The organism is Pseudovibrio sp. SCP20 (genome assembly GCF_057774105.1).
Genome location: NZ_JBYMDH010000002.1, coordinates 30,255 through 51,252, shown reverse-complemented (window position 1 = coordinate 51,252; position 20,998 = coordinate 30,255). Strand labels below are relative to the sequence as shown.

Here is a 20,998-nt window from a genome sequence, read left to right as displayed (position 1 = left end):
TCTATTATACCTGTATTTTATTACCCTTTGATAATCTTCTGTTTGCTGGTTAAAATAGTGTTCACTGCTTCTTGATTTTCTAGTTAGCCTCCACTGTGCAATGTCATTGCTCCAAGAGAGACTAAGTACGTGGCGAATTCATGGCGGATACCGGTAGCTATCAACAAACTAATATCGATCAACAGATTCAGTCCCCACAAACATTAATCGTCATTGGGGCGCTGATGGCTCTGGCGGTGGTTGCCGTGTTGGGATTGGAAAACAGTGGCTGGCGCGTCTTCGGTGCTGCGCTGATAGGGGCGCTGGCAGGCCTTGCTTTGTACCACACCAGCTTTGGGTTTACCGCTGCCTGGCGCCGGATTGTTACCCAGCGAAGAGGGCAGGGGTTACGCGCTCAATTCCTGCTTATCTCATTGGTTTGCTTGATAAGTTTCCCACTTCTCCAATACGGATCAGACATTGGCTTACCAACCGGTGGCTTCGTATTTCCATTCGGTGTTGGAGCAGCCGTTGGCGCCTTCATTTTCGGCATTGGAATGCAGCTTGGCGGCGGGTGTGGATCCGGCACTTTGTTCACCGTTGGAGGCGGCTCATCCCGCATGGTGATCACCCTTGCCTTCTTCGTTTTAGGCAGCGTGATTGCAACAGCGCACCTTCCGTTCTGGAATTCTCTTCCAAGATTACCGGCATTTTCGCTTGTGCGCGGTTTTGGGGTGGTCCCTGCGCTGATGATCACGATTCTGCCGCTCATCGCCTTTGCGATATTCTCGGTGTTTATCGAGAAAAAACAATGGGGTGAGTTGGAGAAACCCCGCAAAACAACTGGCTTTTTACAGGGCCAGTGGGGCTATGTTCTGGGTGCGTTGATATTGGCGTTGGTTTGCGTTCTTACGTTCATTGTGCTGCGCCGCCCATGGGGCGTCACCTCCGGCTTCGCGCTCTGGGGTGCAAAGTTTTTCTACGCAGTTGGTATCCCGGTAGAGACCTGGCCCTACTGGAAATGGCAGGTCGCAGCAATTGAAAGATCGGTCTTCGCAGATTCAACATCCGTCATGAACTTCGGTATCGTGCTAGGCGCTCTGATGGCTGCCGGACTGGCTGGCAAATTCAATCCGGTGAAGAGGATCAACCTCAGAGATGCTGGTACTGCGATTGTCGGCGGTCTGATGCTCGGCTACGGCGCACGCCTCGCTTACGGGTGCAACATCGGGGCCTACCTTGGGGGGATAACTTCAGGTTCCATGCATGGTTGGCTTTGGCTCGTTTTCGCCTTCGCCGGTTCCATGGTCGGAACCCGTGTCCGCCATTTGATCGGTATGGACCCAGCGCCAGTTACTTCAAAGTGACAGCTGAGTTCTGCATACGACTAAAACTGGGCCTATTAAAATCGAGGGAGGCTGAACAACAGCCTGTTCAACTCCCGCTTTTAAACTCATTTCATTACGAGAAGGATTGAACCATGAAAATTCTGACGGGTGTGCTTGGCTTTGTTGGAACATTGATGTTCGTTATGGCCGCCTTTCAACCATCACAAGCTCAAATCACAACAGAACAAGCGCAGCAGGGGAAGGTCCTTCCGCGCAATGGCTGGCGTGTTATCGAAACCACTAAGGCAATCGACGAACTGCTGGATTCGCTCAAGAAAGCTATTCGTGAGGAAGACATGCTGCTGGTCAGCATGGCGAGTGCATCCCGCGGTGCCAAAGCCAACGGCTTCGAAATCCCCGGCAACTACGTCATTGGCGTTTTCCGCAATGACTTCGCCCGCCGCATGCTGGCAGCCAGCGTGCAAGCCGGGATCGAGGCACCTATCCGGTTTTATCTAACGGAAAATCCAGATGGATCCGCAACGCTCTCATGGAAGACACCAAGCTTCGTCTTCCAGCCATATCGGGACACTGCATCTGAGGATCTGGTCTCGCTAAGCGAGGAGCTGGACGTGGTCTTCCAGCGTATTGCGGACCGTGCCACAGGTAACACCTGAGGCACGGTCAACTTGCATACTCTATAGCTTGCCGTCGTAGGCTCTACGGTCGATGCGGCAAGCAAGAACGGTGAAGGTATCGCGTTCCAGCGCTGCCTTCGCTTCCTTTTTCAGGCTCTCTGCATCATCCACCCAAACACCATGACCACCGTAAGCTTCTGCAAGGGCCGGGAAGTTGGTGGCGGAGAAATCAACGCCTAGATTAGGGTTTTGGTTGGCGCGCTGCTTCAGCTCAATCAGAGACAGGCTTTCATCAACCAGCACGCAGACAATGAACGGCACCTGCATATCACGCAGAACCGCCAGATCACCAAGACCCATCTCAAGGCCAGCATCACCAACAAATACAACAACCGGATCTTCTGGCTTCGCCATCTTATGCCCGATACCAAGTGGCAACGCACAAGCCATTGTACAAAGCGCAGAACTCTGCAGCATGGTGCGCGGGTAGAGGCTCTCCCAGATCTGGCTCACCAGAATGCGGTGCGCGCCACTGTCAGCCGTAGCCACAGTGGTATCCGGCAGGGCTTCACGAAGGCCGTGGAACACAGTTGCCGGACCCCAGCCGCTTTCCTCTGCAGCAAAGTCTGCCTTTAGCTTGTCTTTGGCAGGTGCGATCCGGTCACGAAGCCAGTCACTCTCCTCAGGAACAACACCAGTCTCATCTTCTGGTGTGAGTGAAAGCAGGGTCGGCTTGATGTCACCTTCCAGCGTATGGCTCACATGGTGCATGCCATGGCTGCGCAGCACAGGTGTGAGCTCAATCACTGAAGTGTCTTCGCTCCATGGATTACGCCAGTTTACACGCATCTCAATTGGGTCATAACCAATCAGCACAACAAGATCAGCATCCGCCAGCAATGGCATCAGGCTCTTGTCGGCTTTTGGAGAAAGGCCAGCGCCACCAAGTGAAAGCTTATGGTTCTCTGGAATAAGCCCCTTGCCCTTGTAGCTGGTGATCAGTGGGATCTGATAGGCCTCACAGAAAGCCTCAATTTCATTGCCAGCATCCACGTTGACCGCATCCACGCCAGCAATCGCAATAGGACGCTGAGCCGAGCCCAGCAGATCGCGGGCCTGCTCCAGCACATCGCCAAATGGCAGCTGGGCAGCACGAACACCGTAGTTCGGCGCCTTCTGTGTTTCAGTGCTTTCGCTTTCCGCAACAGAGATCGGCACATCAATGTGCACGGGCCCCGGTTGACCAGACATGGCAATGGAAATCGCCTTGTCCATCATGGCATTCAACGCACCTGCGGAGGCTTTGAAGCTGGCTTTCACGATAGGGCGCAGTAACTGCTGATGGTCCATCACCTGGTGGGTGTAGGTCTCAGCCTCAGCTGCATCCACACACCCTGTCAGGAAGATCATCGGAACACGATCCTGAAAAGCATTGGCCACCACGTTGACCGCATTGGTCACACCCGGGCCAAGCGTTGCCAGCAAAACAACAGGTGCATCTGTGCCTTGGCGTGCAAGGCCATGCCATGCACCTTCAGCCATGAAACCACCAGCGTTTTCATGCTTCACTAGATTGAACTTCAACCCGGCAAGGTTGAGCGCATCCATAAGGGCCAGAACTTCGCCACCCGGAATACCGAAGGCATACTGGCTACCGGCCTGATGCAGTTTTTGAGCAATAAGATCAGCACCGCGCATAATTATGAATCTCCCAGTGACACGACACCGCGAGCTGCGAGATCGTCAATTTCTTCTCTAGTTTTTTGCAGATATTTGGTGAGCACTTCAAGGCTGTCCTCACCAAGGGTCGGCGGCGCTTTCCGGTATGTAACCGGCGTCTTGCTGTAATTGATCGGGTTACCAATCAGGCTGACCTGACCATCTTCAGATTGCCGGTGTGGCAGAGAAATCTTCATGCCACGATGCAGGATCTGCGGATCGCTGAAGACACCGGCCAGATCATTCACCGGCCCACATGGAACACCAACAGCTTCAAGCTCATCTGTCCAATGCTGGGCACCTTGTTTGATCGTGAACTGGCGCAGCAATGGGACCAACTCAGAGCGATTGCGCACACGGTCAGCATTGGTCGCAAAGCGCGGATCAGTGCTTAGCTCCGGACAGCCCAGAACCTCGCAGAAACGCTGGTACTGCGCGTCGTTGCCAACAGCCACCATGAAGTCCTTGTCGGAGGCCGGGAAGGTCTCATAAGGCACGATGGTCGGGTGCGCATTGCCAAGCCGTTTCGGGATGTTGCCATCCGTCAGATAAGAAAGGCCCTGATTGATCAGCCAGGCCACCTGACAGTCGAGCAGGGAAATATCGATATGTTGGCCTTCACCGTTCTTCTCACGGTGATGCAGAGCCGCCAGAATAGCGTTACAGGCGTACATGCCGCACATCACATCAGCAATGCCAACACCAATCTTGGTTGGGCTACCACCTTCCTCCTCAGGGAGGCCCGTGATGCTCATAATCCCGCCCATGGCCTGGATCAGCGCGTCATAGCCTGCACGATGAGAATATGGACCTGTCTGGCCAAAGCCGGTAATGGAACAGTAGATCAAACGATCATTTTTCGCGCGCAGATCATCATAACCCAGCCCTTTGCGGGCAAGGTCACCAACCTTGAAGTTCTCGATAACCACATCGGCGGTCGCTGCCAGCTCCTTCAGCATCTCCACGCCTTCTTCAGAGCGCATGTCGATGCCAAGTGAATGCTTGTTGCGGTTGGAGCTGAGGTAATAGGCGCTCTCGCCAGTGTCAGCCCCGTCTTTGCCTTTCAGGAAAGGAGGCCCCCACTTACGGGTATCGTCGCCGCGCTGCGGGTGTTCAATCTTGATGATCTCAGCGCCCATGTCGCCCAGCAGCTGGGTGCAGGTTGGGCCTGCCAGAATGCGGGAAAGGTCAAGCACCACAAGGCCATCCAGTGGCCCTTTGGCGTTGTTGGAAGAGTGGTGCTGTTCACCGTCTCGTTGAGAAATCAAACCGTCTAATCCATTGGTATTGAGGCAAGATTGGCCGCAAATGGAGGGTGACTGACCCTGTCACATGCAGCAATCCAGCAAATTTTGGAGAGACGTTAGAGCACTCGGAAAAGGCCCACCACAACAAACTGGAAAATCACACAGTATCGTGATGACCCGTGAAATTTACAGTTTCCAGCGTGATGGACCTGTGGGTTTTACCAGTGCTTGGTGTTGGCAAGATCAAGCCATGCACGGCGGATCCAGTTGGCTTTCATGGAGTGGCCACCATCATGAAGGCAAAGCTCCAGCTTCTCACCTTCAGCAGACCACACATCACACTCCAGCTCGCCGGCAGTGATGGACGTTGGCTCGGTGCCATAAAGTCCAGCCTGCCGCTTCCATACATCTAGACTGTCAAACACATCAGACTGACGCCAGTTCGCGCCAATGGCCCGGCCCACCATCGGAACGGTTTTATCTTCAACGCCGTGTGTGTGGTACAGGTTGGTCAATGGAGACGGACACTTCTCTGGAATAGGATCCCAGAAGGCACCGGCAATTGGAGCAAAACCGGCATAGTTTTCGCCTTTATAGCAGGCCAGATTCCAAACCATGGAGCCGCCCATAGAAAAGCCGGAAAGCAGGATTTTCTCACGATCAATCGGGAAACGATCAGAAACGTCTGCCAGCAACTCATCGAAGAACTTGAACTCGTTGCGATCCTGACTTGGGGAGCCCGGGTAAGACCAGGAACCGCCCACGCCCTGCGGCACAATCAAAGCGACACCAAGCTCGTTTGCGAGGTTGCGCAGAGCCTTGTTCTCAATGGCGCGATCAGCTTTGCCCTTCCACCCGTGTAGGTAGATTATGGCGCCAATCTGTTCATCGTTGGCAGGAGAATCCGGAAGTGCAATATAGTATTCACCGCTCTCAACTTCGCACGGCGCCGTCACGCCACAGGTCGCTTCCTCAGCCATACTTGCATTGGGAACCAACCCTGAAATAACCACAGTAGCAAACGTAATCGCACTTGTAATAAGGCTCATGCCCATTCCACTTCTTGCCGGTTTCTCGGATCGAACTCTTTGAAACTCATGGATAAATCCACGAATTGCCGAGATTAATTTTGATTATGCTAACATACGCCTCAAGGGCGGTCTTACTCTCAAAAATGATGCTGTCATTTACGGCTTACCGCGAAAGGGCCTACTGCCATTCCCCTTCCGTGGGAATGTGCAAGGTATTGCCGCAATGCTTGCAGTGAACGGCGTCATTATCGTGACGATTAAGGCCACAATCAGGACAGGCGTATTTGACTTTCGACGGACGGAAAATGGTCTGGATCAGCCGCAAAAACAGAGCCACGCCAAACACCATGATGACGATCGTAATCCCGCGACCCATCGTATCCGTCATAGTGATATCGCCGTAGCCAGTCGTCGTCAGCGTGGTGACGGTAAAGTACAGCGCATCCATGTAGGAGTTGATGTCCGGGTTCAGCTGCGCCTCGATCACATAAACAACCGCGCTCACCATAAACACGAAAACCATCAGGTTCAGGGCCGAGTTGATGATCTCTTCATGTTCTTTGAACCACGAGAACGTCTCTCGCAAATCCTTCACCACATGATAGGAGCGCAGCAATCGCAGCATGCGGATCACCCGCAGGAAGCCGAGGTTCTCTATGAACGCTTCAGCAAACAGCGAAAGGATCACAATCAGATCCGCAAGCGCCGTGCTGTCAAATGCTGCTCTGAAGGGCCGCAGAGCAATCGCGAGGCGGAAGCCATAATCAACCAGCAGGATGAAGCCGATAGCCCAGTCCAGTCGTGGGTAGCTTTCCAACTGCGGAAGTGTGGCAGAAAGCACGAAGTAGAGGATCGTCACCACATCGAACATCAACAGCCCAATACGCCAGGAACGCGCTGCGGTGGTCTGCCCGAAATAGAGACGTCGTAAAGCGCCCCTGAAATCGGTTATTGCTTCCTGCATAAATCTAAATCCCCTAATCCCGACGTGTCGCCCGATCAAAATCTACTAGCAAATCTGGGGTTTTCTGCAAAGTCACTCAAGATCCCGGCGCAAAAACTTTCGTGTGAACCGCTGTTGCAGACGTTCCGCTAAGGCGGGCGGCCAAGTGGCAAGTAAACCCTTACGTTTTCCCTCAGTGAGTTTATCGAAAAATTCTGCAACTGATTAAAGGGTTTCTGCTCTACTTCCGGCATGAAAAAAGCCAAGGCCATTCCGGTGCCGCCACCTCCCGGGTATTTGGAGGAATGGCGGGCAACCAACAACACCTGTCTGGTAACGGGCGCAACGGATGGCATCGGCAGGGCACTTGCAATCCGTCTGGCAGATGCTGGCCAAAGTCTGGTCCTCGTAGGCCGGTCCAAGGATAAATTGAGATCCGTCCTCAAAGAGGTTGGCGAAGCTGGTCCCAATCGCTCCCACCGCAGCTTCGTTGCAGACCTCTCGCTCATCTCAGAGGTGGATCGCCTCGCCAACGAGATCCAGCAAAAGCTGCCAGACCTGAGCCGTGTTGTCCTCTGCGCCAGCGAAATCCCTGGCTTTCACGGCATCACAAAAGAGGGGATCGAGGCAGGCTTTGCTGTCATCTACCTCAGCCGGTTCCAACTCCTCAACAAACTCACGCCTCTGCTGAAGAAGCAGAAAGCACCCCGTGTCGTCTCCTTCGCCAGTCCAGCCACCCGGTTTGAGCTGCCCAACATGAGGCTGCTCAACAATCCGGATTGCAAACTCAACAACTGGGAACGTCGCAAGGCCCACACCAACTGCAACCTTCTCTTCCTTGCCGAGATCGCAGAGCAGCTGAAAGACACAGAGATCTGCATCAACGCCTTTGGCCCCGGTCTTGTCCTCACCAAACAGATACAGGGCTACAGCGCAGCAAGGCGCTTCTGGCTGGGCATGAAGAGCTCATTAGTCGGCAAGTCCGCGCCCTACGCAGCACTGCCTGCCATGCACATGCTGCTCTCGCAGGATTTTGCGGAGAAGACCGGCGGCTTCTACGAATGCGGTACCAAATACCCACCAGACAAGCATTTTCTTGATGCTGAAACGCGGCGCAAGTTCTGGGAAGACACCCAACAGCTTGTACAACTGGCACAGGCGAGTGAGTGTAAAAACACCTAGAAACCGCTTTTTGTGACAGCGGTCACGGGCTTTCCCTCACGAAAGTGAGAGGAGAACTTCACTTCTCAATCCGACTTGAACGCAACGTCGCCAGGGCACCTTGGCAGCGAAGACTCCAGCTGTGCCCAAGCCATCAAGGATTGAGTCACTTCCCTAGGGTAATGTTAGGCAAGTGCTGCCAGCAATTCTCAATGTGTAAGAGTAAAAAATGAAAAATAAAATTGAATTCCCTGCCGGCCGGAATGGAAGTTTGATTTCATCTGCTCGTAAAGTCGCCACTTCATTTCTAGTGGCGTCTCTTGGCAGTTTCCTCATTTCAGGAGTGGTCAATGCGCAAGAGGCAGCACCCCCGCCACCGGGTGTTCTTGTAGAACCTGCGCGCAAAGAAGTTATTGAAGAAGAACGCGTTTTCGCAGGGCGTACCGAGGCAATCAGTCAGGTCGCCCTCATCGCACGTGTTGGCGGATTCCTTGAGCCGCTGGAGTTCAAGGAAGGACAAACCGTCAAACAAGGCGATCTTCTCTACGTGATCCAGCAGGAGCCGTACGAGTTCGCCGTTGAGCAGTCCCAGGCCAATCTGGAAAGCGCTCAGGCCAAGGTGGATCTGGCAAAGGTCGACTTCGACCGTAAGGAGCAGCTGGTCAATCGGGACACGATCTCGGTCTCAGAACTAGACACGGCCCGCGCCAACCTCAAAGAAGCCAACGCCACTCTCGCTCTTCGTCAGGCAGACCTCAAACTCTCCGAACTTGACCTGAGCTACACCGAAATCCGTGCTCCCCTGGATGGCCAGATCGGAACCTCCGCGTTTAAAGAAGGTGCCTACGTAAATGCCAACAGCGGCACACTGGCGACCATCACCTCTCTGGATCCGATCCGCGTTGCCTTCCCTGTTCCTCAGGCGCTGATCTTGCAGGCACAGCGGGCAGACAATCTGGAAACAGACAACATCCTCATTCGCATCCGCCTGTCTGACGGCAAGTTCTATCAACACGACGGCAAGCTGGACTTCCTGGAAGCGGAAGCCAATCCGGGCACTGACACCGTCACCGCCTATGCTGTGTTCGAGAACCCTGATCATGTCCTCTTTGATCATCAGCTGGTTGATGTGGTCGCCAACCCGAAAGATGCAGCACCTGTGCTCGTCGTTTCTCAATCCGCACTGCTGCTGGATCAGGAAGGTCCATACGTGCTGAAGGTGAACAACGAAGATGTGGTGGAACAGCAGCGTATCACCGTTGTTGATCAGATCAACGGCCTCGTCATCGTTGGCAGTGGGCTGGAAGAAGGCGATCTGGTGATCACCTCCGGCATTCAGAAAGTCCGTCCGGGAATCAAAGTCAACGCGCAGCTGGCAGGTCAGTAAACCATGATCTATGACATGTTTATTCGCCGACCGCGGTTGGCGATGGTGATTTCGATCCTGATCGTCGTTGTCGGCGCGATCTCGATTTTCTCCATTCCGGTCTCTCAGTATCCAACAATTGCACCGCCAACTGTGCAGGTGAACGCCACCTACATTGGTGCAGATGCGCTCACGGTGGAAGAGAGTGTGGGCCAGCCTATCGAAGGGGCGGTCAACGGCGTGGATGGCATGCGCTATATGAAGTCGTCTTCATCCAGCGATGGCACCTACTCGCTAACGGTTTACTTCGATCTGACCACCAATCCTGACATCAACGCGGTGAACGTTCAGAACCGAATAAGTACGATCGAGAGTAAGCTCCCACAGGAAGTGCGGGATCAGGGCGTCAACGTCACCAAAAAGGCAGGTGACCTGCTGCAGGCGATCTCCTTTTACTCTCCCGATCAAACCCACGACGGGCTCTTCATTTCCAACTACGTCACCATCAACATCGTAGACGAACTGAAGCGTATTCCGGGGGTAGGGGATGCCAGCGTATTCGGCGCGCAGGATTACTCCATGCGTATCTGGCTGGATCCGGTCAAACTCAGAGCTCTCAATCTGACAGCAGAAGACGTCATCTCTGCTGTTCAATCTCAAAACAAACAGGCAGCTGTAGGCCGCATCGGTGCTGCGCCACTGGCTGCGGACCAGCAACTTCAGCTGACAGTCACAGCGAAAGGCCGCTTGAACACCGTTGAGGAGTTCCAGAACATCGTTCTGCGCGCCAATCCGGATGGATCTGTCGTCCACCTCAGCAACGTGGCTCGCGTAGAACTCAGCAGTGCCTCCTTTGACGTGCTGGCAGAATACAATCAGCAGCCAACCGCGATGATTGGCATTTACTTGTCACCGGGTGCAAATGCGGTGGCAGTGTCAGAAGCCGTCAATGAGCGCATTGCTTATCTGGCAGAACGCTTTCCGGAAGACCTCACTTACATCTCTGTCTTCGATACCTCTCTCTTCGTGAATGAGATGATCTCGAAGGTGATCCACACCCTGCTGGAAGCCTTCGTGCTTGTAACCATTGTGGTCTACGTCTTCCTCGGCAAGTTCCGGGCAACGCTCATCCCACTCATCGCGGTGCCGGTGTCGATCATCGGCGCAGTCGCAGTAGCTTACATGATGGGCTATTCGGCCAACACAATCTCACTGCTGGCCCTGGTGCTTGCCATTGGTATCGTGGTGGATGATGCGATCATCGTCGTTGAGAACGTTGAACGCATTATGCATGAGCACCCGGACCTTACACCTGCTCAGGCAACCTCCAAAGCCGTAGGTGAGATTGCTGCGCCTGTGCTCGCCACCACGCTTGTGCTGCTCTCGGTGTTTGTGCCTGTGGCCTTCTTGCCGGGCTCATCGGGTGTACTCTTCCGCGAGTTTGCGGTCTCCATATCCGCAGCTATGGTCATCTCCACCATCAACGCGCTGTCCCTGTCTCCGGCACTTTGCGCAATCCTGATGAAGTCAGAGAACCTGACCGGCGTGATGGCCAAAATCTCTCAGAAGATTGATGATGTTGGTCACGGCTATGCAAACCTCATCAAACGCATCGCAAAGATGTCTTTGTATTCTTTGCCTGCCGTGGTTGGTTTCGCACTCTTTGGTTTCTTGATTGTGTCCAGCACGCCAGATGGCTTCGTGCCGGATGAGGACAAAGGCTACGCCATGGTGCTGGTCAACCTGCCTCCGGGCGCGTCTCGCAACCGGACGGAAGCCGTCATGCGCAAAGCCGATGAGATCATCCGCAAGGATCCGGCGGTGGACTCCACCACCATGATCATTGGTCTTGACCTGTTGGCAGGCGGTGGTTCCTCACCAAACGCAGGTGTCTTCTTCGTCAAACTCAAAGACTATGAGGAACGTCCATCTCGCGAACTGTCTTCCTTCGCCTTCGTCTACCGAACTTACGGATCGCTGGCCGGTATTCCTGAGGCAACCTTCTTCCCGGTCAACCCGGCGGCGATTGATGGCCTTGGCACCGTAGGTGGTTTCGAGTTCATTATGGAAGCGCTGGAAGGACAGGATCCGACGGTCCTTGCACAAGTCTCCCGCTCTCTGATCGTGGCGGCGAATGAAGCGCCTGATATCGCATCGTTCTTCACCACCTTCAACGCAAACACACCTCAGCTGAATGTACAGCTGGACCGTGAGCGCGCGCAGGTGCTCGGCCTCAACATCGCCAGCGTCTACAACGCATTGCAGGCAACGCTGGGCGGCTACTACATCAACGACTTCAACCTCTATGGCCGGACATGGACCGTCCGCCTGCAAGCTGAACAGAAGTACCGCTCTGGTGTTGAAGACATTGGCTCCATCTTTGTCCGTTCCGATACCGGTGAGATGGTGGAGCTGTCCTCCGTTGTGCACACGGAGCTGTCGCGTGGTGCAAACACCATCACACGTTACAACAACTACCGTGCAGTCTCCTTCAACGGCAACGCTGCTCCGGGAGCTGGCCTGGGCGAAGCTTTGACCGCAATGGAAGGTGTGGCCGCCGAAGCCTTGCCAAAGGGCTATGCCTATGAGTGGACCGGTCTGGCGCTGGAACAGAAAGAAGCAGCAGGCCAAACAGCGTTGGTGCTCGGTCTGGCCTTCCTGTTCGCCTACCTGTTCCTCGTGGCTCTCTATGAAAGCTGGAACACACCAATACCGGTTCTGCTTTCCGTGGCCCCGGCCTTGGCAGGTGCTTTGCTCAGTCTCTGGATCTTCGGATTGGCGTTCGATCTCTACGCGCAGATCGGTATGGTCATTCTGATCGCACTGGCTGGTAAGAACGCGATCCTGATGAATGAGTTCTCACTTGAAAAACGCATTGATGGCATGGGGCTCTACGAGTCCGCCATTGAAGGCGCACGCCTGCGTTTCCGTCCGGTGATGATGACATCATTGGCATTCTCCGCAGGTCTGGTGCCATTGGTGATCGCATCTGGTCCGGGTGCAGGAGCGATGGTTGCCGTGGGCGTTCCGGTGCTGGCTGGCATGCTGTTCTCAGCAACTATCGGCATCTTCCTCATCCCAACCCTTTACGTCAGCTTCCAATGGATGCGCGAAAAGGCAGGCTGGACCATCGAGGAAGGCCGTGCAGCCAAAGGCACTGGCGGAGAACTGGCAGCAAGCGATGGCAAAGAAGAAAAGCCATCTGATAGCTGATCTAGCTGAAAACATGGCAACAATGGAGAAGGCGCCTCGGGCGCCTTTTTCTATGCAATGCGCAGCAGGGCGAACCAGTAAAACGCAGCAAGCCCCGCAATGGCATGACTGGTTGAAACAGCTATCCAGGATCGCCGCCGCTGGAACATCAGCCCCCAATAAAAACTCACCATAAATGTCAGCAGAACGGCCAGCTTGGAGTAGGGCAGGTGGATGATGGAGAAGGCAACGGAAGCAGCAAAATTGCCCCAGAAAACAGAGGAGATCTTATGCGGCCCCAGTGCAGCAGTCACAGGAACCTGCATGCCACATCGCACGATGAACTGCTGGATTGGACACATCACCAGCGCATAAAAAATAGCAAAGGCAAACTCCGGCCATCCCATAAATGGCCCTTGGACCTGATGACTGAGGAAGTAAAAGGAAAAGGACTCTTCTGAGGGGTGAACGATATAACGAACACCTGCCATCACCAGAATGATTGGAATGGTCATAACTAGCCCATAGCCGAACTGGCTCGGCAGATGCGTGAACTCAAGCCCGAATATGCGCGGTGGCAGATAGAGGTTCTTCATGATGTAGAACAGGATCGCAGCCAGTATGAAGTTTAAGCTCAGGCTGTAAATCGTCATGGCAATAAAGCCATAGCCGTAATCATCAAAGGTGCTTTTGTAGAGGCTGATAAATAGCGCAAACGACGACATGGCAATCATGTTCGCTACCAGCAAAACCGCGTAAGCCTGTAAGCGCCGCGACCGGATCTTAATCTCTTCCAGCACCCGCGAGCTGGTCTGCTCCAACTGATGTGCTGCCTGCCGTGCAAAATAGCGGAACAGCATGGAGTTGGTTTCCGTTGAAGTGGGCAGCGTGCCGTACCGGTTCCAGCTCAACGAGGCAACAACCGTATCCCGCTTGGCCCGAACCGTCGCAATATACCGCTGCGGCCCAACATGGGCGCGGATATACGCCAGCTCTCCGGCCACATCACCGGCCTTCAGGTGCCCAAGAACCGTGTCAGCCCCATCCTGATCGACTTTGATGACCTCCAGCTCCCCTTCCAGAATGATAAAGAACCGATCTGCACTCTGATCTTGAACAAGTAGATTTTCATGTGCTTTGAGAGAGAAGTATTGAGCGCAATCCAGCACTTCGCGAATGACGGGTTGTGTGGGAAGACCAAGATCCAGAAGGCGTTGATGCAGCTGTGTGCGATGCCGCGGGATGTTGCCGTAGCTCACCTCAAGCGGTGACTTCGCTTTCTTAGAGGATTGTTCGACATCGCGCTGAGACAGGAAGCGCATCCACGGGCCTTCTTTCAGTAAAACGCTGGGCTGATCAGCAGTGCCGTGGAGTTTACCGTGCCCATCCCATCCTGCATGCACTTTGGTAAATCATGGTAATCCTGCACCAATGGGATCTCTCAAATTCCATTCAACTCGACAGTGTGTTCCCAAAACGGCTCTGGTTTACGGAAGTGATTATGCCTCAAGCTTCAGGGTTTTAACCCGCATCTCTGGAAATTACGGGAAAGATTTCGGAGTGGCGCCATCCAATGCAGCACGCTTAGATATCCAAAAGGCAGGGGAGGGTTGCTTGGTCTTATCATTGCTGCACTACAAATCCTATCAATGGATGCCGCGAGACAGAGAGGAAAACCACTGCAAGTTCATCTCCAGCAGAGGCCTTGCCAAAAGCTGCACCGGCCGGAACCGTAAACTAAAATCCTCGGTACCTGAGCTGGATGAAGACCTGTTGGAGCACCATCGCGAAGGGGCCACGCTTTACATCACCACAGATGCCTTGCCCGACTTCGTGCGCACCAAACTGCTGCACATCCGCGAACCTTTCGTGTTATTAAGTGGAGACAGTGATCTGCCCATCGGGCCAGATACAACACTGCCCAACACATTGTCCTCACTTGATCTGAAAAACCTGCTGTCTCACCCGCTCCTCATCGCGTGGTATGCGCAGAATCTTGCCATTGAGCACGAGAAGGTCTTCAACTTGCCCATTGGCTTGGACTACCACACCATGACCGCCCGCAAATCCCACGCATGGGGCACCTTCCAAACACCGCTGGAGCAGGAAGAGCGTCTGCGCGCTGTTGTTGCTGAGGCGCCAGCTCTGGAAGACCGTGAACTCCGCGGCTACTGCAACTGGCACCACGCCGCGCATCGGGGAGATCGTGCGGAGGTGATGGAAGTTGCTGATGAGACCGTCGCCTATTACGAAAACGATCATCTCCCCCGCGAACTGTCATGGCATAAAAACGCTCAGTTCCTCTTCACCATCAGCCCTTTCGGGGAGGGCATGGATTGCCATCGCACATGGGAAGCCCTCTTCCTCGGCGCCATTCCCATCGTCAAATCCTCAAGCCTGAACCCGTTGTACGAAGGTTTGCCCGTTGTAGTTCTGAAGGAATGGAGTGAGCTAACTGAGGAGCGCCTGCTGGAAGAAAAACAGCGCATTCTGAACGAGACCTTCGACTTCTCCAGTCTCTACCTCAGCTTCTGGTTGGACCGTTTTGCGGGCAATGAACCAACCCGTTTGGAGCCTATGAGCTATCAGCAGTTCCTGAATTCACTTTGAGAAATCGCCGCTGAAAAAGAAAAAGGCCAGAGGAACGAATCCTCTGGCTCAGGTAAAGGGTCAATAGCCCTTGGGGGAACTTGATCGGGACTCCGGACATGCTGAAGAACGCCCGGAAATCTCGCTGTAAAACAAAGCAAGTTGCAGACTCAGTTCTAGCCCAAACTGCTTTTGTGGAGCTGACGCCTCAAATCGCCAGATAGGCCTGTCGAAGCTCTTCGTTGTCGAGCACTTCCTGTGCCGTGCCATCAAACACCACTTCGCCCATGTCCAGAATGACCGCACGGTCTGCAAGGTGTAGCGCCGCAACCGCATTCTGCTCCACGATGATCGTCGTGATGCCCAGCTCCTTCACGTTCTCAAGAATGCGCTCAATCTCCTGAACGATCACTGGAGCAAGCCCTTCATAAGGCTCATCCAGCAACAGCAGCTTCACATCACGGGCCAACGCGCGGGCCACAGCCAGCATCTGCTGCTCACCGCCTGACATGGTCACCGCTTCCTGCTTGGCGCGTTCTGCAAGGCGAGGGAAGTGATCGTAAAGCCGCTCTATAGACCAACCATGTGGCTCGGCAATCTGAGCCAGTTGCAGGTTCTCTTCCACCGTCAGCCCCGGAATGATCCGGCGATCCTCTTGCACCAACTGAATGCCATTCTGAGCGGCCATATAGTTCGGCATCTCGTGGATCGGTTTGTGGTCCAGCCAGATCTCGCCATGTGTCAGCTGCGGGTCACTGGCACGCGCAATCGCACGCAAGGTCGAAGTCTTGCCAGCACCATTGCGCCCCAGCAGCGCAAGGATTTCGCCCTCACGAATATCAAAGCTAACACCCTGAACGATATAGCTTTCACCATAGTACGCATGCAGATCCCAGGCAGAGAAGTACGCCGGAGCACCGCCTTTGGAACGAACCGGCGAAACACCGGGAGCCTTTGCGCCTTTGAATTGATCTTCGAGAATGGTCATACGTGCGCCCCTCCCAGATAAGCTTCCTGAACGCGCGGATCGCCCTTGATGTCCTCCGGCTGTCCCTCAGCAATCACGGTGCCCTGCGCCAGAACGCTGATTTTGCTGGCGAGGGAGAACACCACATGCATGTCATGCTCAATTACGATCTTGGTGATGCCACGCTCACCAATGCGCTTCAGCAGATCAATGGTGTTGTTGGTGTCCGCGCGGGACATCCCCGCCGTCGGCTCATCGAGCAGCAGAAGCTTCGGGTCCTGAACAAGACACATCGCCAACTCCAACCGCCGCTTATCACCGCGAGAAAGCGAGTCCGCCGTCATGTCCTTTTTCTCGGCAAGTCCCACATCCTCAAGCAAATGCATGGCCTTGTCGCGGATCTCCGCTTGGCCATCCACACGAGCCCATGCATTCATGGTGAACGCGCCATCCCGTTTGGCCAGCGTTGGGATCATCACGTTTTCCAGCAGGGTCAGATCACCAAAAATCTCTGGTGTCTGAAACACACGGGACACGCCCGCCTGATTGATCTCATGCGGCTTTGCGCCGATCAGATCCTTACCCAGAAAGGTCACAGACCCGGTATCAGGGATCAGCCGCCCCACAAAGCAGTTGAGCAAGGTGGACTTGCCCGCGCCATTGGGACCAATGATGGCATGTACGTTGCCCTGCTCGATGGAAAGGTTCACATCATTGAGAGCTTTGAGGCCACCAAAGCGCTTATTCACGCCCTTAACACTAAGAATTTCCATGGTTGCCTCCCCTTATTCCGCAGCATTGGCTGATGCTGGTGCATGCGAACGACCTGCGCCTTTCCGGCGTGAAGGCTTGCCACGGAACATCTTGGAGATCCGGTTAAAGCCTTCCATGATGCCACCCGGCAGGAAGATCACAATCACCATGAACAGCAGGCCAAGCGTCAGGTGCCATCCTTCACCCACAAACAGGCTCGCAATGCTGACCACAGGTCCCTCCATGAAATCAGGCAGGAACGAGAAAATCGCATGCAATGTCTGCTCGTTGTAGGCCGAGAAGATGTTCTCAAAGTACTTGATGAGACCTGCACCCAGGATCGGCCCAAGCAACGTGCCAGCCCCGCCCAGAATGGTCATCAACACCACCTCACCAGATGCCGTCCACTGCATGCGCTCTGCACCAGCCAATGGATCTGTCACAGCCAGCAGGCTACCCGCCACACCAGCAAACGTGCCGGAAATAACGAAAGCAGCCAGCGTGTAAGGCCGCGTGTTCAAGCCTGTGTAGCTCATGCGGTTTTGGTTGGATTTCACAGCACGAAGCATCATCCCAAATGGACTGCGGAAGATACGTTGCGAAATGTAAAACCCGATAATGAGCAGCACTGCGCAGAAGTAAAAGCCTGAGTAACCAGTCATCTCAATGCCAAACAGGTTGGAAATGAGCGGACCAGAAGAGGCGGATGCCCCATCAAACAACCGTGGATCAGACTGCAACACACGCAGACCTGTCTCACCATTGGTGATTGGGGTGAGCACGGAGTAAGCCAGATTGTAGCTCATCTGCGCAAAGGCCAGCGTCAGAATGGAGAAATAAATCCCTGATCGGCGCAGCGAAATATAGCCAATTGCCACCGCAAAGAGGCTGGAAAACACCACGGAAAAGAGCAGTGCTGGAAGTGGGTTCATACCCAGCAACTTGAAGCTCCAGACCGCGGCGTAAGACCCGATGCCCAGAAAGGCTGCGTGACCAAAGCTGAGATAGCCGGTGAGGCCAAACAGCAGGTTGAAGCCAAGAGCAAACAGGCCGAAAATTGCAAACTTCTGCAAAAGGTCCGGATAACCGGCTCCAATCGGTGCCAGCCACAGCGGCATGGTCAGGATTGCAGCGGCAAACAGAACAAACATGAGCAGGTCGGAGCGAGGAGAAATGTTAGTCGTCATTGGCTCAGGTCTCCATCACACCCTTGCGGCCCATAAGTCCACGCGGACGAACCAGAAGGATAATAACTGCAACAAGATAGATGATGATCTGGTCGATGCCCGGCAGAATGGTCTTCACCTCATTCATACTCGCAAAGCTCTGCAAGATCCCAAGGAGGAAACCAGCCGAAACCGCACCGGGCAGGGAGCCCATGCCGCCAACAACCACCACCACAAACGACAGCACAAGGAAGTCCATGCCCATGTGATAGTCTGGCGGAAGAATAGGCGTGTACATCACTCCGGCGAGCCCCGCGACCACCGCCGCAATGGCAAACACCAGCGTAAAGCGCCGCTCAATGTTGATGCCCAGAAAACCAACTGTTTCGCGATCAGCCATACCGGCCCGCACAACCATGCCGAAGGTGGTGAACTGCAGGAAGGCAAACACCGCCCCAATCACGCTCAGTGAAAAGAACAGATAAACGATACGCCATTGCGGATAGACAACAGTGCCCGGATCAAAGCCCAGCACAACACCCAGATCCATCGCACCACGCACAACATCAGGAGCAGCTTGTGGGATCGGGTTTGCACCGAAATAGGTTTTCACAATCTCCTGCAGCACGATGGCAAGGCCAAACGTTACGAGGATTTGCTCAGCGTGCGGGCGCTTGTAAAAGTGGCGGATCAGGCCGCGCTCCATGATGTAGCCAACAAGCAGCATCACCGGAATGGCCAGCAGAATGGACAATGGAACTGAGTAGTTCAGCATCGTCGCGCCTGTATCGCCCAGCCAGGATTCCAGATAGGGCACCCGGATCTCCAGTGGCGTTCCCCAGGCGGTTGTTTTGGTTGGGTCGACAACAACTTTTTCAAGGCTGATGACGTGGTTGAATGCCACTGCGCAGAAGGCGCCCAGCATAAACAAAGCCCCGTGGGCGAAGTTCACAACCCCAAGCGTGCCGAAGATGAGCGTAAGCCCAAGCGCAATCAAAGCGTAGGCGCCGCCCTTATCCAGGCCGTTGAGAATTTGAAGAACGATGGCGTCCATCCGCTCTTCTCCCTTTTAGGGCGCACTCCCGAAAAAATAGAAACCGGTAATCGGAAAAGATACGCCAAAACAAAAGATTAAAGCGTTTTGCCTGATCAGTTTGACGGCAAGTCTCTTTAAATCCGTGAGAGGGTGCGAGGCATCCACTGCGGAACAGGTACAGGTTCATGCAGGAGCCATTACCCGGCTGCATAGGAGGTGCAGCCGGGCAAGAGGTGCTGTTAGACCTTGTAAGGCCCAAGCTCGCCACCAAAGATCTCTGGGTCATAGGTGACCTGAGATGCAGGTGTAACTTCAACAACTTCCAGAAGGTCAAACTGAGAGGTTGCGTTCTCGTTACCTTTCACGACCAGCACGTCCTTGAAGCACTGGTGATCAGCGCCGCGGTACAGGGTTGGACCGTTACCCATGCCGTCGAACTGGTGATCTTCCAGAGCCTTGATGACTTCTACTGGATTGAAGGTTCCTGCACGCTCACAGGCATCTGCATAAAGCAGTGTCTGAACGTAGCAGGTGTGTGCAGCCTGAGATGGTGGGAAGCCATACTCCTGGCCGAACGACTTAACAAAGGCCTTGGAACCTTCATCCTGCAAGGACCAGTTCCAGTTGGTTGTGCCATAGATGCCTTTGATGTTTTCGCCTGCACCCTGCGCCATGAGGCGGGAGTACAGCGGAACGATGATCTCAAAGTTCTTACCGTTCACAACCTTGTCCCGCAAACCAAACTGAACAGCCTGTGTCAGCGAGTTGATCATGTCCTTACCGTAGTGGTTCAGGATCAGAACATCCGCACCGGAGTTCAGAACTGGCGCGATGTACTGGGAGAAGTCACCGGCACCCAGCGGAGTGCGGACTTTGTTGACGGTTTCCCAGCCAAGGCCTTCTGTGGTGTTGGCGATGGACTCTTCCTGCGTCCAGCCCCAGGTGTAGTCAGCTGTCAGGTGATAAGCACGGCGATCAGTACCCATTTCCTTTTTCAGCACCGGGCCAAGCGCTGCACCGGACATGTAAGCGTTGAAGAAATGGCGGAAGCCATAACGACGACGATCTTTGCCGGTGGTGTCGTTGGAGTGGGTCAGACCGCACATGTAGACAACGCCCATTTCCTGCGCCAGAGACTGCTGAGCAATCGCCACGCCGGAAGATGAGCCACCAGACCACATGATAACGCCATCTTTTTCGATCATGCGCTTGGCAGATGCACGCGCAGCGTCAGACTTGGTCTGAGTATCACCGGTGACGTATTCAACTTTCTTGCCAAGAACCCCATTACCGTTCAGAGAAAGCGGCTTCATGGTGTTCAGCATGCCACCGTCGCCATCACCATTCAGGTGCTTTACAGCCAGCTGATAAGCGCGCAGTTCGTCTGCACCTTCATCAGCATATGCGCCGGTCTGCGGCACGTTGAAACCAAACGTAACGCTTTTGGAGTTTGTTGGGTCATTGCGGAAATTGGTTTCTGCCCATGCACTGCGACTAATAATTGTTGGAGTAGCGAGAACCAGACCACTGGCTGCACCCGCCTTCAATAGACTACGCCGATTCATCGGCCTACGAATAATGCTCATGAAATCCTCCCGAAGGGCAAAATGCCCGAAATGACGTGAGAGGGCTCCGTCCTCCTAAGAACCCGCTGCCATCACTGTTCCTTGTTCACGAAAAACAGTTACGTCAGCTCACGCAAAGGAAAGCCTAGTTCGGTAGTATAATGAATCGCAATTCGACTTATGGTTTTTAAACCAAAGGTTAATAACAAGTAAGATTCAATTATTTGCTGTAATTCTTTTGTCTAAATGATATTTTGATCGGTGTTGCACTGCAAAAGTGACTAAGGTGAAATTTGTACAGTTTAGGGAAGGTGAGAT

16 protein-coding genes are annotated in these 20,998 nt (G+C 54.1%); 6 read left to right on the top strand and 10 right to left on the bottom strand.

All coding sequences use genetic code 11. The features are described 5' to 3' along the window. The first annotated feature begins 140 nt into the window (after positions 1–140). Together AC3CB2_RS08655 and AC3CB2_RS08650 are read left to right on the top strand one after the other, a co-directional pair. Positions 141–1,346 (top strand): YeeE/YedE family protein, encoded by a 1,206-nt coding sequence (locus AC3CB2_RS08655; RefSeq protein ID WP_352932948.1) that lies wholly within the window; start codon positions 141–143, stop codon positions 1,344–1,346. Positions 1,347–1,459: 113 nt separating this feature from the next. Beyond that, positions 1,460–1,984, top strand: coding sequence for a DUF302 domain-containing protein (locus AC3CB2_RS08650; protein ID WP_008548580.1), 525 nt, complete (start codon positions 1,460–1,462; stop codon positions 1,982–1,984). A 21-nt stretch (positions 1,985–2,005) separates the two neighbouring features. Here AC3CB2_RS08650 and AC3CB2_RS08645 read toward each other — a convergent pair whose 3' ends face one another. The 4 genes from AC3CB2_RS08645 to AC3CB2_RS08630 form a co-directional block, all read right to left on the bottom strand. Then, complete coding sequence (locus AC3CB2_RS08645; protein ID WP_352932950.1) at positions 2,006–3,643, bottom strand: thiamine pyrophosphate-binding protein; 1,638 nt, start codon at positions 3,641–3,643, stop codon at positions 2,006–2,008. A 2-nt stretch (positions 3,644–3,645) separates the two neighbouring features. Continuing rightward, positions 3,646–4,932 (bottom strand): CaiB/BaiF CoA transferase family protein, encoded by a 1,287-nt coding sequence (locus tag AC3CB2_RS08640; protein WP_352932952.1) that lies wholly within the window; start codon positions 4,930–4,932, stop codon positions 3,646–3,648. Between the two features lie 197 nt (positions 4,933–5,129). Further along, positions 5,130–5,960: a CE1 family esterase gene (locus AC3CB2_RS08635; RefSeq protein ID WP_352932954.1), complete on the bottom strand. Its 831-nt coding sequence runs from the start codon at positions 5,958–5,960 to the stop codon at positions 5,130–5,132. Between the two features lie 160 nt (positions 5,961–6,120). Then, complete coding sequence (locus AC3CB2_RS08630; protein ID WP_008548223.1) at positions 6,121–6,906, bottom strand: potassium channel family protein; 786 nt, start codon at positions 6,904–6,906, stop codon at positions 6,121–6,123. A gap of 231 nt (positions 6,907–7,137) precedes the next feature. Between AC3CB2_RS08630 and AC3CB2_RS08625 the strand changes: the two genes are divergently transcribed. The 3 genes from AC3CB2_RS08625 (at position 7,138) to AC3CB2_RS08615 (ending at position 12,625) form a co-directional block, all read left to right on the top strand. Further along, the gene (locus AC3CB2_RS08625; protein ID WP_352932956.1) at positions 7,138–8,067 is read left to right on the top strand and encodes an SDR family NAD(P)-dependent oxidoreductase; all 930 of its coding nucleotides are present in this window, start codon (positions 7,138–7,140) and stop codon (positions 8,065–8,067) included. Positions 8,068–8,275: 208 nt separating this feature from the next. Continuing rightward, a complete protein-coding gene (locus AC3CB2_RS08620) occupies positions 8,276–9,433 on the top strand; it encodes an efflux RND transporter periplasmic adaptor subunit (protein ID WP_352932958.1) in 1,158 nt (385 codons plus the stop codon). 3 nt (positions 9,434–9,436) lie between these two features. After that, positions 9,437–12,625 (top strand): efflux RND transporter permease subunit, encoded by a 3,189-nt coding sequence (locus AC3CB2_RS08615; protein WP_425328945.1) that lies wholly within the window; start codon positions 9,437–9,439, stop codon positions 12,623–12,625. 50 nt (positions 12,626–12,675) lie between these two features. Here AC3CB2_RS08615 and AC3CB2_RS08610 read toward each other — a convergent pair whose 3' ends face one another. Then, entirely contained in the window at positions 12,676–14,007 is a 1,332-nt protein-coding gene (locus tag AC3CB2_RS08610) for a cyclic nucleotide-binding domain-containing protein (protein WP_352932962.1), read from the bottom strand. A 211-nt stretch (positions 14,008–14,218) separates the two neighbouring features. On the opposite strand from AC3CB2_RS08610, the gene AC3CB2_RS08605 reads away from it, so the two are divergent. Beyond that, positions 14,219–15,214, top strand: a complete 996-nt coding sequence (locus AC3CB2_RS08605; protein ID WP_352932964.1) for a hypothetical protein — start codon at positions 14,219–14,221, stop codon at positions 15,212–15,214. 187 nt (positions 15,215–15,401) lie between these two features. Here AC3CB2_RS08605 and AC3CB2_RS08600 read toward each other — a convergent pair whose 3' ends face one another. The 5 genes from AC3CB2_RS08600 to AC3CB2_RS08580 all read right to left on the bottom strand — a co-directional run bounded on the left by AC3CB2_RS08600 (position 15,402) and on the right by AC3CB2_RS08580 (position 20,701). Beyond that, positions 15,402–16,181, bottom strand: coding sequence for an ABC transporter ATP-binding protein (locus tag AC3CB2_RS08600; RefSeq protein ID WP_008548317.1), 780 nt, complete (start codon positions 16,179–16,181; stop codon positions 15,402–15,404). Continuing rightward, positions 16,178–16,933, bottom strand: coding sequence for an ABC transporter ATP-binding protein (locus tag AC3CB2_RS08595; protein WP_008548698.1), 756 nt, complete (start codon positions 16,931–16,933; stop codon positions 16,178–16,180). The genes AC3CB2_RS08600 and AC3CB2_RS08595 overlap by 4 nt, the downstream gene beginning before the upstream one ends. A 12-nt stretch (positions 16,934–16,945) precedes the next feature. Beyond that, a complete protein-coding gene (locus tag AC3CB2_RS08590; RefSeq protein WP_008548761.1) occupies positions 16,946–18,100 on the bottom strand; it encodes a branched-chain amino acid ABC transporter permease in 1,155 nt (384 codons plus the stop codon). A 4-nt stretch (positions 18,101–18,104) separates the two neighbouring features. Further along, positions 18,105–19,133 (bottom strand): branched-chain amino acid ABC transporter permease, encoded by a 1,029-nt coding sequence (locus tag AC3CB2_RS08585; RefSeq protein WP_008548700.1) that lies wholly within the window; start codon positions 19,131–19,133, stop codon positions 18,105–18,107. Between the two features lie 221 nt (positions 19,134–19,354). Then, positions 19,355–20,701 carry a substrate-binding protein gene (locus tag AC3CB2_RS08580; protein ID WP_174519176.1) on the bottom strand — a complete coding sequence of 449 codons (1,347 nt, stop codon included), beginning with the start codon at positions 20,699–20,701 and terminating at the stop codon, positions 19,355–19,357. Positions 20,702–20,998 lie beyond the last annotated feature (297 nt).